The organism is Idiomarina sp. T82-3 (genome assembly GCF_001577655.1).
GTDB classification, from domain to species: Bacteria; Pseudomonadota; Gammaproteobacteria; order Enterobacterales; family Alteromonadaceae; genus Idiomarina; species Idiomarina baltica.
Genome location: NZ_LSBQ01000008.1, coordinates 55,975 through 72,259, shown reverse-complemented (window position 1 = coordinate 72,259; position 16,285 = coordinate 55,975). Strand labels below are relative to the sequence as shown.

Here is a 16,285-nt window from a genome sequence, read left to right as displayed (position 1 = left end):
AATGGATCAACTTATGCTGAGCTCCTTTTGGGAGCTCGGCGCTTTGCTACTGGCGCTTGCTTACTTAGTGCTTGCTGCGCATCAAAGGCAAGAGTGCTGGCTCGCTGCGGCGGTAAGCTGTTGTGTTTATGCGAGTATCTTTTGGGATGCAAAGCTGTATATGGAATCGCTACTGCAAGTGATATACGTCATTATGGCAGGTTATGGCTGGTGGCAATGGCGACAGCAGGGGACTGCAATTGAGGAAAATCAACGCGGTCATCACTATTCCTTTAAGTGGCATTTCAAGCAATGGGTTTGGGTATCAGTGGTTGCGGTGGTTACCGCCGTGCTTTTACAAAACTATACCGATGCAGATGCGGTTTGGCTCGATACCTTTACGACCGCATTTAGTCTACTAGCGACCTACTTGGTTACCAAAAAGGCGATGGAAACCTGGTGGTATTGGCTTGTAATCGATTCGGTCTATGTTTATCTCTATTTAAGTAAAGGATTCGTCGCTACAGCCATGTTATTTGTGCTCTACCTGGTACTTGTGGTGTATGCCATGTACCGCTGGCGAGTGGATGATGGACCTGCGGTTCAGACGACATGAGACTGCCGGCCCCTCAACATGTTGAACGCATATCGACTGGACAAGTGAACGATGTTTGGCGCATTACCTGCGCTCAGGAAAGCTACTTGTTTAAGTGGCTTAATGCGGCAGAGGGTCTATTACTTAATCGCGAGGATGAGCTGAAGTTGCAAAGTGCTCTGGCGGTGCAAGGTTTGGCCCCTCAAATTATTGATAGCGATTACAGTCGTTGGGTGCTGCAAGCGTTCGTTGAAGGACCTACCCTAGCGCAAAGTCAGTTACCGCGAACCGAAAAACTAACTATCATGGTTGGTCTCATGGCTACGCTGCATCAAACGCGCGTTGATTACCAGGGTCCTTCTTTCTGGCAACGCCTTGAGGGCTATTTTGCGTGTGCTTCTGAGCAACAGTTAGCACGCATACATGCGCTGCAAGAACAGTTAACGATTGATGCAGCGCAATCTTGTCTTTGCCATTTCGATCTTTCTTTCGATAATATCGTACTAACAGAACGACCTGTGGCGTTGGACTGGGAGTACGCCAGTTTTGGTAACCCCGCCGTTGATTTTGCCAGTGCTATGTTAATTAATCGCTGCTCAGTGGCTGAACAGCATGACTGCTTTGGTGAGTACCGTCGCCGGTCGCCGGTACCTTTAAAGTGGGATGATGTGCTAGCTGCGCTGCAATTGATGCAATGGGTCAATGACATTTGGTATCAATTAGCTGACGATTAGGGAAATGTGATGGCTGATAAGCAATTGATGAATCGTGTCTACGGCTACCTTGCTGAAGACGAAGACGCACGCGTATGTAAAGATATCCCCGAAAATGCATGCAATGAACAACCGCGTTCATTCGTATTGATGCTTATTTCTCTAATGCTGACCAAGCTCGGGGATTCACTGGTGAGCGCACGGTTAGTCTTAGCCTGGATGCTCAGTGCACTGGGCGCGCCACCCGTATTTATCAGTGCCTTAGTGCCCATAAGAGAATCTTTGGCGTTACTACCACAACTCTTTGTTGCGCAAAAATTACGCGAGCAACCTGTACGAAAGTGGTTTTGGGTCGCCGGTAGCGTTGGTCAAGCCGTGTCATTGGCTTTAATGCTTGTGGCTGTCGCGACTTTGGACGGTACCGCGTTGGGTTGGACAGTCATTTTGTTTCTAATTACTTTCTCACTGTCGCGTGGGGTCTGTTCCGTAGCCAATAAAGACGTGACGGGCAAAACCGTCTCGAAAACGCGGCGTGGGCGACTGTCGGGTGTCGCCGCTTCGGCTGCGGGATTACTGACCTTAGTGACAGCGTTAGTTATTGTGATGTTTCCCGATGTTGAGGGGCAACGCAGTCTCTTTCTTGTATTGCTCGGTGGTGGCGTGCTGCTTTGGACCTGTGCGGCAATCACCTACGCGGGTATACCCGAAGTTGCTGGCGCAACAGAGGGCGGCGGTAACGCTATCAGCGAAGCGTTAAAGTCACTGTCATTACTGTGGCGTAATGCACTTTTTGGTCACTTTGTTCTTACCCGAGCTTTATTAGTTGCGGCGGCTTTTGCGATTCCATATATCGTTGTTCTTATTCAGCGCGAAGGCGATGCAGGCTATACCAGTCTAGGGAGTTTACTATTGGCTAGTGGCTTAGCCGGCTTATTGGCCGGACGGTTTTGGGGACGTTGGTCAGATTCGGCTAGCCATCATGTGATGGCGGCGGCGTCGGTAATGTCGACGCTTGTGATGTTAGTAGCCTTGGCGATTTATTATTGGTTCCCACAAGCGTTAAGTTCAATTTGGGCGGCGGGCGGTTTAATGTTCCTATCTGCAGTGGCGCATCATGGCGCGCGTGTGGGGCGTAAAACCTATCTGGTGGACATGGCAAATCAAGATAACCGCGCGCAACTGACTGCTGTATCTAATACGGTGATGGGCGTTATTCTACTGGCTGGTATCTTGCTTGGTTGGCTCGATGCTTCTTACGGTGTGGCGGCGGTATTATGGCTACTTGTCGGCATTGGGGTGCTTGCCACACTGTCATCGCTTTCACTTAAAAATGTGTCTGGCAGTTAGCCAGACACACTGCTTTATACTCTAATTTACTTACTTTCCTTTAAATACCGCGTATAACCCAATAATCACGGCGACCACACCACCGATTAAATACCACATGGTGTTATCCGTTGGCTCATTGGTGACCATTTGTGAAGCTTCAGAAGCAAGCGACTGAGACGCCTCATAAGAAAAGTACAATAAAATTGCTCCGACCACTAAAAGAATAAGACCTACGATTTTGTTCATCTGAATCTTCCTAAGTTGTTGTTATATATATTAAATAATTTAACTACAATGACTACCATAGCATGTATTTTTTAGTTTGACGTCAACGTTACGTCAAATGTCATATATATATTCTTCACCAATATAAGTAAACACTGTAAATGAACTATTACAAAATGGTGAAGGAAGAGCGAGCATGAAAGAAAAACAATAAAATTGAGTGTCATCGCGCTTGCTGTATCAGCCGTTTGCGGTGCCTCACCGGTTTTGGCACAGCAACAGCAAGCTGAAGAAGTGCCTGAAAATATCGAGCGTATTGTTACTTTGGGTTCACGAGTAAACGGGCGAACGGCCACCGAGTCGGCGTCACCTGTGGACATTATCTCGAGTGAGCAACTGGCTGAGACAGGCGCTTCTGAACTCGGTAAAGCTATTCAAATGAGTGCGCCTTCGTTTAACTTTTCTTCCACCACCATTTCAGATGGCTCGGATATCATTCGACCAGCGACGTTACGTGGTCTAGGACCTGACCAAGTACTTGTACTCGTCAATGGTAAGCGTCGTCATCAACAAGCGCTTGTTAACGTTCAAGAAACCATCGGCAAAGGTTCACCAGGCTACGATATCAATGCGATTCCAATCACTGCGGTTGAGCGCGTAGAAATCTTGCGGGATGGTGCAGCCGCACAATATGGATCGGATGCTATTGCAGGTGTTATCAACATCACGCTTAAATCAGGAGACGGTGGAAGCGTGAGTGCGGAAATCGGGCAAACTTATGAAGGTGATGGTGAGGTTAATCAAGTTGGCCTCAACTTGGGCACTACGAACGATAAAGGCTACTTTAATTTTACTCTAGAATATCGTGACCGCGGTATGACTAATCGCGCTGCACCAGCGACCTTAGAAGCGACCGGTGGACAATTAATCGGTGACTGGTGGGATCGTAATGGCGATCCTGTTGTACGTTTACATGTGGGGGATGCAGATTCAGAAAACTATTACGCTTAGTTTAACTCAGCCTACACATTGACGGGCTCGACCGAGCTCTATGCTTTTGGTGGTATTTCGTCACGCGATGGTGGCTCAGCGGGCTTTTTCCGTGGTCGCGGACACCCTCGTACAATTGAGACAATCTATCCAGATGGCTTTTTGCCACAACTTAAAACCGAAGCGGATGATCAGTCGATAGCGGTTGGGTTGCGGGGGGACTTACCCAATGCATGGTTGTGGGACGCGAGTATTGTGTATGGCAAAAATGAATTCGGTTTTAACTCTGCCTACTCAGCAAACGTCAGTTGGTATTATGAGCCGGCACCCGGCGGTGGAATCTACGCAGACACGCCGACCGAGGCGTTTGATGGTGAATTAGTGTTTGACCAAACCACCTTCAACCTCGATTTTAATGGCACCATCGACGTCAATAACGAATTACTCTATCTCGCTTTGGGCGTTGAGTTTAGAACCGATGGTTATGAGATCAATGCAGGTGATCCGGTGTCTTGGGCTTATGGTCGTAGCAATGACCCTTCAATAACCATTCTAACGCCTTCCGGTGCGCCCGCAGAAGCCGGTATCCAAGACTTTCCTGGCTTTAGTCCAGGACAAGAAGTAGATGCCTCACGTGATAGCTACGGCGCATACGTTGATGCCGAGTACTACGTAACACCGGATTGGCTACTTGCTGGTGCGTTGCGTTACGAAGATTACGATATCGCCGGTGACAACATCTCCGGTAAAATCTCAACGCGGTACGATATTACCAATGATTTCTCGGTCCGTGGCACTTTGGCGACCGGTTTTAGGGCGCCCGGTGTGCAACAGATATATTACTCACAAGTGCTTACTAATATCGTAAATGGTACTTTGGTACAAACGGGTACTGTGTCGAATGACGATGAAGTTGCCCGTCAATTTGGCATTAACCGACTCGAAGAAGAAACATCTGAGAGCGCGAGTATCGGTATCATCAAACGTTGGCGAAACGGACTCGACCTAACCATCGATTTGTATCAAATAAATATTGATGATCGCATCGTTATCTCAGAGCCGCTAACGGCAGATATTGGTACCGAGTTCGCAACTATACTCGATAATAACAATCTCGGCGCGGCGCAGTTCTTCACTAACTCTGTGGATACCAAAACGCAGGGTGTCGATATTATCGCGTCATATCCGACAGAAGTTTTGAGTGGCGATCTTGTATTAACTACGGCGTTGAGCTTTGTTAATACCGATGTCGAACGCGTTAACTCAGTCTCATCACTTATCCCTGCCGAGCAGATATTTAACGAAACTCAAGTATTACGTATCGAAGAAGGTCAACCGAGTGAGAAAGCATCGATTATGGCCGACTGGGAGCGTGATCGTTGGAGCGTTAATCTTGCATTTAACTACTTTGGCGCCGTAGAAGGTCAGGCTTTCACCGGTATCAAACATAAATGGGATGGAAAGTGGCTTACTGACTTGTCGGTCGGTTACGATCTGACTGATGATTTTAAACTGGTCGTGGGGGCAAACAACCTGTTTGATACTTATCCGGATGAATGGGGGAGTGCAGGCGTTCCGTTCTCTCAAGCAGGTTTTAAATATGGCTGGGAAACACTACCTTTTGGTATCAACGGCGGCTACTACTACGTAAAAGCGAAGTACAGCTTTTAATCGCTCACAAAAAAGCCCACCGCAGGGTGGGCTTTCATTTTCTAGCTTCGTAACTTTAGTCGTTTAGGTATGAGGTGAGCATCCACGCAGTTTTCTCTTGCTCGCGAATATAATCACTCATCAGTGCTGAGGTGCCTTCGTCATTTGCGTCATTCGCCAGATCTTGAATTTCGCGTTGTAGGCGAATTGTCGTTTGATAGCTATCTAAGATGTTAGCCACACACGCACGACCATCATGAACGTCTTTGACTTCTTCGATGTCACTGGTCTTGATGTAAGTCGAATAGGCATGCATCGGGCGTTGACCTAATGTCAAAATACGCTCGGCAATTTCATCAATCTTCAACAATAAATCGTCGTAAGTTTCTTCGAACTTGGCATGTAGCTCAAAAAAACGCTCACCTTTAATATTCCAGTGAAAGCCACGAACGTTCATGTAAAAAATCTGATAGTTAGACAACAATTCGTTGAGTTTGTCGGCTAATTGCTCAGCTTTTTTCTCATCTAAACCAATCACTTTTAATTGCTTCATTACCTTTCTCCAGTAAATCGATGCTGTTGAACTGATACGAATCTAGCGCAATTCCGATCAGTTTTGTAGTGTGGCATCGCGTTTACCATCGCGAATATGTGCTTCGCCTCGCTGTTTAGCAAGTTGGATTTGGCGTTCGCGTTCGGCATAGCGCGCCTTTTGCTCTTCGGTTGTCTTGTCGTAGCAGTGTGGACAACTGACCCCTTTCACATAATGTTCCGATTGCTTCTCTTCATTAGTGATAGGCATGCGGCAAGCATAGCACTGGTCGTACGCACCTTGCGCTAAACCGTGTTTTACCGTTACACGCTGGTCAAAAACAAAGCACTCACCATCCCAAAGGCTGGTTTCCTCTGGCACCATTTCTAGGTATTTTAAGATGCCGCCCTTTAAATGATAGACCTCATCAAATCCTTGCTCTTTCAAGTAAGCCGTCGACTTTTCACAACGAATACCGCCGGTACAAAACATGGCTACTTTTTTGTGTTTAGACGGATCTAAGTGCTCCTTGACGTATTCAGGGAACTCACGGAAGGTTTCTGTTTTGGGGTTGACCGAGCCTTTGAACGTGCCTACGGCGTATTCGTACTCATTACGTGTATCAATTAAAAGCACTTCGGGATCTGAGATGAGGTCGTTCCACTTTTCGGGCTCGACATAAGTGCCCACAGTGTTCTTTGGATCCACCCAATCAACACCCATGGTGACAATCTCGTTTTTAAGCTTCACTTTAGTGCGATAGAACGCTTGTTCATCGCTCGGTGACTCTTTATGCTCAATACCAGCGAGGCGTTCATCCGCGTTGATGTGTGCTAGTACATTGTCAATGCCTTGGCGGGTGCCACAGATAGTACCGTTAATGCCCTCACGTGCGAGCAATAATGTGCCTTTGACATCATTCTCTAACATCACTTGGTAGAGTGGTTCACGGAGGGATTCAAAGTCGTTGAGTTCAACGAACTTATAGAGGGCTGCACAGATATACATGTTTACTTCCTTTTTCAGCAGGTCGGATCGCAAATCCGGGGCGTTAAAATCGAGCGGATTATAACCAAATTAGAGCGTTGTGTGTAGGGGGCGAGTTGGGCGTTCAGGATATCTGGTTTAGTTTATTGGTGGGTCTTTCGTTTTTGACATCACTATTGAGTGCTGTCGCGGGTGCTGGCGGTGGCGCTGTGCTTATTGCCGTCCTAGCTTCGGTATTGCCGGCGCATGCAATCATCCCGGTACACGGTTTTGTGCAAATGGGATCGAATGTAGGGCGTTCAGCATTGACGTGGCGGCATATTGATTGGCGGACCGTCATTTGGTTTGTGCCCTTTGGATTGGTCGGAACGCTGCTGGGTAGCCTCGTATTGCTGCAATTACCGCAACATTGGTTGCAGTTGAGTATTGCTGGGTTCCTGTTGTTTTTAACTTGGGGGCCGCAGTTACCTAAATTAATTTTGGGACGTGTTGGTTTAGCGCTTGGCGCGGCATTATGTGGCTTTATTTCACTGTTTGTTGGTGCTTCAGGGCCCGTGGTCGCCAGTTTCGTAAAAGCACGCTTTGATCATAGGCATACGGTTGTGGCGACATTTGCCGCTATTATGACAATGCAACATGCGCCGAAAGCAATTGTCTTTGGCGCACAAGGTTTTGTCTTTGAGCAGTGGTGGTTACTTATCATGTGTATGATAGCCGCCGGTTTTTTAGGAACCTACATGGGGGTTCGCTGGTTAAAGAGAATGACTAACCAGCACTTTGACCAACTCTTTAAATGGGTCATTACCTTACTCGCTCTGCGCTTGCTTTGGAGTGCTTTTTAAGCGTTTATCCCAGCGCTGCCGAGCATAACGACGCAGGCTGGCGATATTATCGGTTTCGTCCATGATCGGCGTACCTAAAATGGTCTCGATGATATCTTCTAAAGTAATTAACCCAAGCCAACTTCCATGCTCATCGTAGACCAAACACATATGCTGGCGTTCTTGTAGCAGATGCGCCATTAAGGCTTCAACACTCACCGTTTCCGTGACAATTTCAACTGGGCGTGTGAGCTCAGCAAGGGTTGTTTCCTGATCGGCTTCTAGCGCGTCACTGCGAAACAAGATTCCATGCGGCTCCTCGTCAGCATCGATGACTGGAAATCGAGAAAAGGGTAGTTGTTTAGTGTGCTTGTAGAACTCGCCAATGGTCATATCTGGGCGCACTGTCTCGCATACTGTGCGCGGCGTCATGACTTGTTTCACGCGAATATCGTGTAGGTCTAGAATGTTCCAGATAACTCGGCGCTCGTCCTCATCGAGGGCATTTTGCTCAAGTCCCATAGTCGCCATCGCTTTGATTTCTGAGCGCACATCGATATCCGCTTCGTTGGCGCCAATACGTTTGGTGATTTGATCCGATAGCCAGATAAATGGCTTAAGGCTAGTGATTAAGAAGTTCAAAATCCCCGGGAGTAGAGGCGCGAGCGAACGCCAAAATTTTGCACCGATGGTTTTCGGAATGATTTCTGACAGAATCAAAATCAGTAAAGTCATGACTGCACTCGCGGCACCGAGATAACCATCTCCGAATACAACACCAACTTGGGCGCCCACACCCGCCGCACCGGCCGTATGCGCGATCGTATTCAGGGTCAAGATAGCAGCGAGCGGGCGATCAATCGTCTGTTTCAATTTAGACAGCTGTTTGTGCAGCTTGGGGCGCTGTTCTTTGAGGCCAGCAATGTAGCTTGGTGTAATCGACAGCAACGACGCTTCAAGCATGGAGCACAAAAACGATATACCAATAGCTATAAACGCAAATACAATCAGCAAAAACATGAATGAGTACCTATACGAGTTGAACGCCGATAATAACCATTGCGGCTATAAGTACAACCCCCCAACCAAGCTTAACAGCGTGCTTTTGCCACCATTTTTGTGCATAAGGACCTAACCAGAGAGCGAGTAACGCCAGTCCGTAATAGCGAATACCGCGTGATAGCGCGGATGCCAGCATGAACATAGCAAAGGAGTAGTCAACAGCGCCGGCAGCTAACATCGCTGTTTGAAAGGGGACGGGTGTTACGCCGACTAAAAATACGGCCCAGAAACCTTGAGCTTCGAGTGTGCTTTTAAATTGTTCAAAAGAATCTTCAATACCAAAATAGTTTATTGCCCAAACGCCTGCCGTATCCATGAATGCTTGACCCACGAAATAGCCTGCGGTCGCACCTGTTAGACAACCTGCTAGCGCGACAGAAGCAATGAGCCAAATGCGCTGGCGCTCAACAAGCATGTATGGCACTAATATGAGTTCTAAAGGAATAGGTATAATGGTGGCTTCTAGCGCTGAGAAGAAAAATAAAAGCACCAATGCATGAGGCGAGTCAATGAGTTTCTGGAACCACTTGTTCGCTTTTTTATCATCCGGTTCAATTTTCTGCGCTGAAGCAGGCTCGTTACTCACTTTAGGTATCCTTTTTACTCGATTAAGTTAATCGTATCGTTATACTGCATAAATTGGAATTTAGTGGATCGTAAAGTCGAAAAATTTCGTAAACTAAACCCAGAATGAAGTTAATAAGGTGTTTCCTCAATGAATTATCGTGGTAATAGCGCGTTCTCGCATCAACAAGCTGATAAAGTCGGTGTTTTGCTCACTAATTTAGGTACGCCCGATGCGCCGACTAAAGCAGCGCTCAAGCCTTACCTTAAAGAATTCCTGTCTGACCCCAGAGTTGTTGAGTTTCCACGTTGGCTTTGGAAAATTATCCTTAACGGTATCATTCTGAATATCAGACCTAAACGTTCTGCAGAGGCGTATAAGACCGTATGGACTGATCGGGGCTCGCCCTTGCTGTATCACACAGAGGACCAAGCCGCTGCGGTGCAACACGCGCTGACGCAGGATTTAGGTGAACATGTGATAGTGGACTATGCGATGCGCTACGGAAAACCATCGATTCAAGATGCGCTGGACAGAATGATGCGTGCGGGCGTACGCAAACTATTGGTGTTACCACTCTATCCTCAATATTCGGCATCGACCGTAGGCTCAACCTTCGATGCAATAGCGAATGACTTTACTCAGCGACGTTGGTTACCCGAGTTTCGTTTCATTTCGCATTATCACGACTATGACCCATTTATCAGTGCTTTAGTTAATAAGATAGAGCGCCATTGGGAAACTCACGGACGTGCCGATAAGCTGATTTTTTCTTATCACGGCGTACCTTTGCGCTACCTGAAAAACGGTGACCCTTATCATTGTGAGTGCTATAAGACCACGCGCTTGGTGGCTGAACGTCTCGGCCTCAGTGAGCACGAGTATATGACAACTTTTCAATCGCGCTTTGGCCGTGAGGAATGGTTAAAGCCATACACCGATGAGACGTTAAAGGCGTTGCCGAAGCAGTCAGTCAAATCAGTTCAAGTGATGTGTCCGGGTTTCTCATCCGACTGTTTGGAGACTATTGAAGAGATAGGCGAAGAGAATCGTGAGTACTTTATCGAGAACGGGGGCGAACGCTATGAATATATTAGCGCTCTCAATGCCGAAGAGGAGCATATCTCAGCACTTGTTAGCTTAATTAAAGATAACCTCGCAGGCTGGACTGTACCCGAGCAGCAGGCCGAAGCGTTAGCGACAAGACAACGTGAAGCTGATAAGGTAGAGCGAAATACGGCGAATTGAGTCAAGCATGAGTAGCACTCAAGGATTTGGTAAAACATTTAGTTTTATAGCGTGGGGACTTGCCCTCGCGCTACTTTTTTGGTTCTTCCAAGACAAGCTCGAACAGCAATTTAATCCCAACCAAGACGTTGTTTCTCAGCGGTTGAGTGGTCAAACTGTGGTCGAACTGACGCAAAACCGCATGGGTCACTACGTAGTATCAGGCAAGATAAACCAGCAACCCGTTACGTTTCTATTAGATACCGGCGCTACCTTAGTGGCTATTCCAGAACATATTGCTGACAGACTGGGCCTTGTAAAAGGACGAAAGGGTATTTCTGCAACCGCCAATGGACGTATTGTTACCTATAGAACCCACCTAAACTCATTAACTCTGGGCGATATTGTACTCGATAATGTGGATGCCTCGATCACGCCTGGCTTAGAAGATGATGTGATCTTGTTGGGCATGAGTGCGTTAAAACAACTGGAGTTGGTACAAAAGGGCGATACATTAACCATTAAATATTAAGAGGTGGTATGAGAGTTAATATTGTGACGATTTCGTTAGTACTCGTGTCTGGCGTTGTAGCGTCAGCGGCCATGGCGCAGCAATCATATCGTGATTGTGCGCTCATTCAGGACGACCAAGAGCGGTTGATGTGCTACGACCGATTGAATGAGCAAGATAAAAAGCCGGTCCCTGCTGCCAAAATGAAAGAGAAAGTCGAGCAGAAGCGTGACAACAATGCTGACTTTGGTTTAGAGCATAAAAAGCTGAAACAAGATGAAAGCATGTCAGTTAAACTGACAAGTCGCGACAAGGATGCTTACGGTAAATGGATACTTACTTTCGATAACGGTCAAGTTTGGAAGCAAAAGGGCTCAGAAGACTATTTTCCTTGGCACGATGAGGGCAACTATACCATTACGCGAGGCATGTTTAATGCGTATTTTCTGTCACGCAAAGAGGTCAATAAACGCATGAAAATCGAACGCATTAAGTAGTCGCAGGATTAATCACTTCTATGAGTTGCTCGAGCGGCATAGGGCGGTAGAAATAGAAACCTTGTGCCGCTTGGCAGCTACGCCGAGCAAAGTAAGCTGCTTCTTCGGCATTTTCAATTCCCTCAACAGTAATTGACTTATTCAGACCCAACGCCATCGAAATCACTGCCTCAGTGATGGGGTGCGATGAGCTATCGGTAAGCACTCGCCGTGTGAAGCTTCGGTCAATTTTAATAATATCGGCGGGTAAATCATTCAAATAAGAAAGCGATGAGTAACCGGTGCCAAAGTCATCAATAGCGATTTTGCAGCCGAGTGTTCTGAGCTCGGCGAGTTGTTTAAATGCAGCCTTTGCATCATCGACTAGCATAGTTTCTGTCAACTCAAACTGTAGCGTACTGAACGGCATCTTGTACTTGTGAGCCAACTGTGTCACTTGACTGACCAACTGACCATTTTGCAACTGTTTGGGTGACAAATTTATCGACAATATAAAGTTCGGCTGAGCAACATACTGAGCTACCTCACGAATTGACATTTCTAGGATCAAATCGGAAAGCGGCATAATCTGTCCAGTATGCTCAGCTAGCGGTATAAAAACGTCGGGAGGTATCCAGTTGCCTTGTTTATCACGCCAACGAGCGAGCGCCTCAACGCCGATTATCTGCTCGCTTTTGAGGTCGACGAATGGTTGATAGAAGACTTCCAGTTGTTGGTTTTCAATCGCCACTTGAAGTTGATTACGTAGCGTTAAATCTGTCTGATACTTCAGCCCCATCGCTTGTGTGAAGAAAGCGAAGGTATTTCCCCCACTCTCTTTCGCTTTAGTCATCGCGACGTCAGCATTTTGAATAAAGGCTTCGGCAGAAGACACTTGAAACTCACGCGACGCAATACCGATACTTGCAGTGAGGTACAGATCGATATAATCGATTTCAAACTTGTCGCGTAGGGCAGTTAACAAAGAACGCGCCACCTCCGTCGACGATGTTTTATCGGCTCCGGGTAGAAAGACGATAAACTCATCGCTACTAAATCTTGATAACTGCGCCGTTGCAGGGCTGACCTCTGCTAAGCGTGTCGCAATACGCTTGAGTAACTCATTACCTGTATGAAGCCCTAAACTATCATTAATGGGCTTAAACCCATCTAAATCAATAAACAAAATATGCGCGTCAGTTGGATTGACCGATAGCCACTGGTTGATATTCGTCTCTAAGACATCGCGACGCATTAGCTGAGTCACCGAGTCAAAATTGGCCATTTGAATCAAGCGACCCTGTTGTTCGGTTAGTTTGCGGTTACTCTCTATCGACTCCAACAACAAAAAGGCAAGAAGGATTCCGGCGATGAGTATGGTTTGATTAACGCGAGCCGCTTGCCAGAATACATGAGCGTCGGCAATAACAGCGTGTAGCTTAATGGGTTGCCCAAGAATCGAAGACATGGTCGATACCTTGTAGGCATGGATGTCCGTGAGTTCGGACAGTGAAATAACATCAAATGAATCACTACTTATCGGTAATAGGTAACTTTCTGATAGTTCGACGTAACTGTCGAAGATATCTAAATAAGGTATGCGATCGATCCGCATGAGGTCTTTGATATTTAAATTGGCGATTAACTGATCGGCTTCGATGTCTGGGTTAGTGATCGGGTAACTAAGAATTAATCGTGGAACGCCTTGTTGTAATGAATAGGCGGAAATAACGCGGCTTTCATTATGCACATTATTGGCGCGCCATGCCTTGATTGAAGGCTGTTCTAAAATCTCTTTATCAATATCCGATATCGGGATAGGGCTAAACATCAGCTGTTGACTATCATCGTAGACTCCCATCCACTCAATCAATGAAAAATCGCGCGTGTAGTCCTCTGTATCAATATTGATAATTTGGTCGACAGATTCTGCTGGTAATTCGCTCCAACGTCGATAGAGGCGCTGAAGCGCGCTGAACTGAGAGCTGAGCCTTTGGCCAATCACATCCGCTGACTGAGTCAGGTTTACTTCGCCGCGACTGCGTATTTCATTAATGTCGGCATTCGATTGAGCGAACCAAATTGCGATTGTGGCACTCAAGGTTAAGACTAAGCCTGTTAGAGAAAGAATAGATTGCTTTGGGGGCGATTGATTAAAGCAATAAAATAGCATGCCTAAACCGGCAATGAGGCCAATGATGGTGGCTGCTGAAAATGCGATCGGGTTTTGAATCAGTGGGTAGGTATTAATATCGAGCCAAGTAATAGCGAAGCTAATCAGCGCAATGAAGATAAAAATACTACCGACGGCTTTCCAAATAATGCGATGTAATTGAGTCTTACCCGTGGTGATGTAGACCGCCGCTAATATGAAACAACAGGTGGGCAGGAATAGGGGCAATTGTAGATCAGTGGCTTTAAGTGCGTAGAGGCCAGTGGCGAATAACCCAATCCCGCCAATACGTGCAAGCCAGTATCGATGAGCTTGCTGACCGTAAAGTGCGACGCCAATACATAGCGCTGCGGCGCTTAATGACAGACTTGCAGAATTAATACGGCTTGATGGTTCGATAAAAAGATAGTTTGCAAAGCCTAACATTCCAAACAACACGCACGTAAACGCGGCCGTATGAACAACGGAAGTTGATGCATGTTTGAGTAATGCTTTTAACAAAGCGGCTCTCTCTAATTAGGTTATTTTTATTATTGATATTTGTATATTTGCAAGGTAACAGATTATGTCGCTGAGCACATATATTTTTGATCAATGTCATGTAACTTTCTATCAACACCGTATTTGAAGCGACTAACGAACTGTATGCCAAGTGGGAGACGCGCTAGTGTATAAGTACAAAAACAAACGAGGTGAAAACATGGGTTCTAACGCTATAAACTCGGCTCTCGTGCTGGGGATCTTATCTGCTACTGCATTGTCAGGATGCAGCACACCAATTCAAGAGCAACGAACACTAGCGCAAACGCTTGAAACTGGAGGTGCGCTTAAGCCTTTACAAAAAAACATTGAACTCGATCAGGCGGACTTATTTTTTGATATTCACCCTGAGACAAAGTCGGTAATTGGCACAACGACATTGACACTCACCGTAACGGCTGAACAGAAGCAGCTATTGTTAGACTTGGACAACAACTATCGTATCTCATCAATTACCGCCGCAGGGCATCCGGTGAGTGACTTTAGTCACGAAAAGGGTGAGATCCGTTTTACCCTACCTGATAGTGTCACCGTCAACCAGCCGTTCGAGGTAACTATCAATTATGAGGGCCAGCCTCATGTGGCTGAACGAGCGCCCTGGGATGGCGGCTATGTGTGGTCTAAAACTGAGTCAGGTCAACCGTGGATCGCGACCGCAGTGCAAGGTGAGGGATGTGATTTAATTTGGCCCTGCCTCGATCACCCAACGTTTGAGCCGCAGCAAACAGATATTCGCATTCGTGTGCCAAAGGGACTCGTCGCGGCAAGCAATGGTCAACTTATCGAAACCACTGAGGGCGATGATTGGAGCGAATATCATTGGCGTAGCGAACAGTCACAAAATAATTATGGCATCGCGTTAAATATCGGTCCTTACGATAAGCTCGAGACGACCTATCACAGTCGTTACGGGCATGAATACCCGCTTGTATTCTATTACTTGCGAGGCGAGAAGGAAAAAGCACAAAAACTCTTTGCGGAGTTTCCTAAGCAACTTGAATTTTACGAACGGGTCATAGGGCCATACCCCTTTTATGCTGAAAAAATGGGGGTTGTACAAACACCTCATTTAGGGATGGAGCACCAGACCATTAATGCCTATGGGCAGGATTATAAACCAGGGAAGTACGACTTTGATTGGCTACTACAACATGAGCTGGCGCATGAGTGGTTTGGCAACCAAGTCACGAATACGGACTGGGACCATATGTGGCTACATGAGGGATTTGGTACTTATATGCAACCACTCTACGGCCAGTATCTACATGGTGATGCCCTATACCATACAATGATGTATGACCAGCGTATTGGGATTCGTAACGAGCATCCCATTGTTTCAAATAAACCAATGTCCGAGGATGACGTCTACAAAGCCGATCGTGGACCGGGTAGCGATATTTATCAAAAAGGCGCTTGGGTCTTGCACACGCTGCGTTACCTGATTGGCGATGAAGCCTTTTTTAACGCAACCCAACAGCTTGTCTACGGTACGGACGATCCCAAGCCAGGTAACTTCAAGCCACATTTTGCCGATACCCAAGACTTCATCGATGCCGTTAATGCCGAAACGGGAAAAGACATGACATGGTTTTTTGAGCATTATATTTATCAAGCGGCTCTACCCGAGTTAGTCTCCGAACGCGACGGCGACCAACTTACGTTGCACTTTAAATCGGCAGCAAAGGCTCCTTTTACGATGCCCGTCGAAATACGCGTCGGTGGTGAGCTAAGAACCGTTGTCGTATCGAAGGAGGCGAAGACAATTACACTCCCGTCTAACGACGTACACATTGTACTCGATCCAGAGTCGAAAATTTTGCGGCAACAAGATTATTTGGATGAATATTCGGCGTTTGAAGCCAAATAAACGATCCAAAACACCATGGAAGGTTTATTTATTAAGTATCTTT

16 protein-coding genes are annotated in these 16,285 nt (G+C 46.6%); 10 read left to right on the top strand and 6 right to left on the bottom strand.

Going from position 1 to position 16,285, the window contains the following annotated elements; all coding sequences use genetic code 11:
* Position 1: 1 nt before the first annotated feature.
* Genes pnuC through AWU56_RS06955 form a run of 3 tightly spaced genes read left to right on the top strand, consistent with a single transcriptional unit; the run spans position 2 to position 2,634 of the window.
* Positions 2-595: a nicotinamide riboside transporter PnuC gene (gene pnuC, locus AWU56_RS06965; RefSeq protein WP_286682107.1), complete on the top strand. Its 594-nt coding sequence runs from the start codon at positions 2-4 to the stop codon at positions 593-595.
* Complete coding sequence (locus AWU56_RS06960; RefSeq protein WP_286682106.1) at positions 592-1,308, top strand: phosphotransferase; 717 nt, start codon at positions 592-594, stop codon at positions 1,306-1,308. The genes pnuC and AWU56_RS06960 overlap by 4 nt, the downstream gene beginning before the upstream one ends.
* A 9-nt stretch (positions 1,309-1,317) precedes the next feature.
* A complete protein-coding gene (locus tag AWU56_RS06955; protein WP_272978523.1) occupies positions 1,318-2,634 on the top strand; it encodes an MFS transporter in 1,317 nt (438 codons plus the stop codon).
* Between the two features lie 30 nt (positions 2,635-2,664).
* Here the strand turns inward: AWU56_RS06955 and AWU56_RS06950 are convergent, their stop codons facing one another.
* A complete protein-coding gene (locus AWU56_RS06950) occupies positions 2,665-2,862 on the bottom strand; it encodes a DUF3185 family protein (protein ID WP_006954416.1) in 198 nt (65 codons plus the stop codon).
* A 195-nt stretch (positions 2,863-3,057) separates the two neighbouring features.
* Between AWU56_RS06950 and AWU56_RS06945 the strand changes: the two genes are divergently transcribed.
* Positions 3,058-3,852, top strand: a complete 795-nt coding sequence (locus AWU56_RS06945) for a TonB-dependent receptor plug domain-containing protein (protein ID WP_272978521.1) — start codon at positions 3,058-3,060, stop codon at positions 3,850-3,852.
* 18 nt (positions 3,853-3,870) lie between these two features.
* Complete coding sequence (locus AWU56_RS06940) at positions 3,871-5,502, top strand: TonB-dependent receptor domain-containing protein (RefSeq protein ID WP_286682105.1); 1,632 nt, start codon at positions 3,871-3,873, stop codon at positions 5,500-5,502.
* 55 nt (positions 5,503-5,557) lie between these two features.
* Here AWU56_RS06940 and AWU56_RS06935 read toward each other — a convergent pair whose 3' ends face one another.
* Both AWU56_RS06935 and trhO read right to left on the bottom strand, forming a co-directional pair.
* Positions 5,558-6,034 carry a Dps family protein gene (locus tag AWU56_RS06935; RefSeq protein ID WP_006954414.1) on the bottom strand — a complete coding sequence of 159 codons (477 nt, stop codon included), beginning with the start codon at positions 6,032-6,034 and terminating at the stop codon, positions 5,558-5,560.
* A gap of 57 nt (positions 6,035-6,091) precedes the next feature.
* A complete protein-coding gene (gene trhO, locus AWU56_RS06930) occupies positions 6,092-7,021 on the bottom strand; it encodes an oxygen-dependent tRNA uridine(34) hydroxylase TrhO (protein ID WP_286682104.1) in 930 nt (309 codons plus the stop codon).
* Positions 7,022-7,116: 95 nt separating this feature from the next.
* Here trhO and AWU56_RS06925 point away from each other — a divergent pair, with 95 nt between their 5' ends.
* Positions 7,117-7,842, top strand: coding sequence for a sulfite exporter TauE/SafE family protein (locus AWU56_RS06925; RefSeq protein ID WP_272977710.1), 726 nt, complete (start codon positions 7,117-7,119; stop codon positions 7,840-7,842).
* Here the strand turns inward: AWU56_RS06925 and AWU56_RS06920 are convergent.
* Positions 7,807-8,841 carry a CNNM domain-containing protein gene (locus tag AWU56_RS06920; protein WP_272977711.1) on the bottom strand — a complete coding sequence of 345 codons (1,035 nt, stop codon included), beginning with the start codon at positions 8,839-8,841 and terminating at the stop codon, positions 7,807-7,809. The genes AWU56_RS06925 and AWU56_RS06920 overlap by 36 nt on opposite strands.
* Positions 8,842-8,851: 10 nt before the next feature.
* Positions 8,852-9,469, bottom strand: a complete 618-nt coding sequence (locus tag AWU56_RS06915; protein WP_272977712.1) for a YqaA family protein — start codon at positions 9,467-9,469, stop codon at positions 8,852-8,854.
* A gap of 129 nt (positions 9,470-9,598) precedes the next feature.
* Here AWU56_RS06915 and hemH point away from each other — a divergent pair, with 129 nt between their 5' ends.
* The 3 genes from hemH to AWU56_RS06900 are packed head-to-tail and all read left to right on the top strand — an operon-like array spanning position 9,599 to position 11,683.
* Positions 9,599-10,696 (top strand): ferrochelatase, encoded by a 1,098-nt coding sequence (gene hemH, locus AWU56_RS06910; protein WP_286682103.1) that lies wholly within the window; start codon positions 9,599-9,601, stop codon positions 10,694-10,696.
* Between the two features lie 7 nt (positions 10,697-10,703).
* Positions 10,704-11,207 carry a retropepsin-like aspartic protease family protein gene (locus tag AWU56_RS06905; RefSeq protein WP_272977714.1) on the top strand — a complete coding sequence of 168 codons (504 nt, stop codon included), beginning with the start codon at positions 10,704-10,706 and terminating at the stop codon, positions 11,205-11,207.
* Positions 11,208-11,215: 8 nt separating this feature from the next.
* Positions 11,216-11,683 (top strand): hypothetical protein, encoded by a 468-nt coding sequence (locus AWU56_RS06900; RefSeq protein WP_272977715.1) that lies wholly within the window; start codon positions 11,216-11,218, stop codon positions 11,681-11,683.
* On the opposite strand, the gene AWU56_RS06895 is transcribed toward AWU56_RS06900, so the two are convergent.
* Positions 11,676-14,336 (bottom strand): putative bifunctional diguanylate cyclase/phosphodiesterase, encoded by a 2,661-nt coding sequence (locus AWU56_RS06895; RefSeq protein WP_272977716.1) that lies wholly within the window; start codon positions 14,334-14,336, stop codon positions 11,676-11,678. The genes AWU56_RS06900 and AWU56_RS06895 overlap by 8 nt on opposite strands.
* 199 nt (positions 14,337-14,535) lie before the next feature.
* Here AWU56_RS06895 and AWU56_RS06890 point away from each other — a divergent pair, with 199 nt between their 5' ends.
* The gene (locus tag AWU56_RS06890; protein WP_286682102.1) at positions 14,536-16,242 is read left to right on the top strand and encodes a M1 family metallopeptidase; all 1,707 of its coding nucleotides are present in this window, start codon (positions 14,536-14,538) and stop codon (positions 16,240-16,242) included.
* Positions 16,243-16,285 lie beyond the last annotated feature (43 nt).

What these genes read in the sequence shown, in the direction of transcription:
- AWU56_RS06935 (WP_006954414.1), bottom strand. Translation starts at nt 6,034, where the DNA reads ATGAAGCAATTAAAAGTGATTGGTTTAGATGAGAAAAAAGCTGAGCAA.
- hemH (WP_286682103.1), top strand. Translation starts at nt 9,599, where the DNA reads ATGAATTATCGTGGTAATAGCGCGTTCTCGCATCAACAAGCTGATAAA.
- pnuC (WP_286682107.1), top strand. Translation starts at nt 2, where the DNA reads ATGGATCAACTTATGCTGAGCTCCTTTTGGGAGCTCGGCGCTTTGCTA.
- AWU56_RS06900 (WP_272977715.1), top strand. Translation starts at nt 11,216, where the DNA reads ATGAGAGTTAATATTGTGACGATTTCGTTAGTACTCGTGTCTGGCGTT.
- AWU56_RS06960 (WP_286682106.1), top strand. Translation starts at nt 592, where the DNA reads ATGAGACTGCCGGCCCCTCAACATGTTGAACGCATATCGACTGGACAA.
- AWU56_RS06950 (WP_006954416.1), bottom strand. Translation starts at nt 2,862, where the DNA reads ATGAACAAAATCGTAGGTCTTATTCTTTTAGTGGTCGGAGCAATTTTA.
- AWU56_RS06890 (WP_286682102.1), top strand. Translation starts at nt 14,536, where the DNA reads ATGGGTTCTAACGCTATAAACTCGGCTCTCGTGCTGGGGATCTTATCT.
- AWU56_RS06955 (WP_272978523.1), top strand. Translation starts at nt 1,318, where the DNA reads ATGGCTGATAAGCAATTGATGAATCGTGTCTACGGCTACCTTGCTGAA.
- trhO (WP_286682104.1), bottom strand. Translation starts at nt 7,021, where the DNA reads ATGTATATCTGTGCAGCCCTCTATAAGTTCGTTGAACTCAACGACTTT.
- AWU56_RS06920 (WP_272977711.1), bottom strand. Translation starts at nt 8,841, where the DNA reads ATGTTTTTGCTGATTGTATTTGCGTTTATAGCTATTGGTATATCGTTT.
- AWU56_RS06905 (WP_272977714.1), top strand. Translation starts at nt 10,704, where the DNA reads ATGAGTAGCACTCAAGGATTTGGTAAAACATTTAGTTTTATAGCGTGG.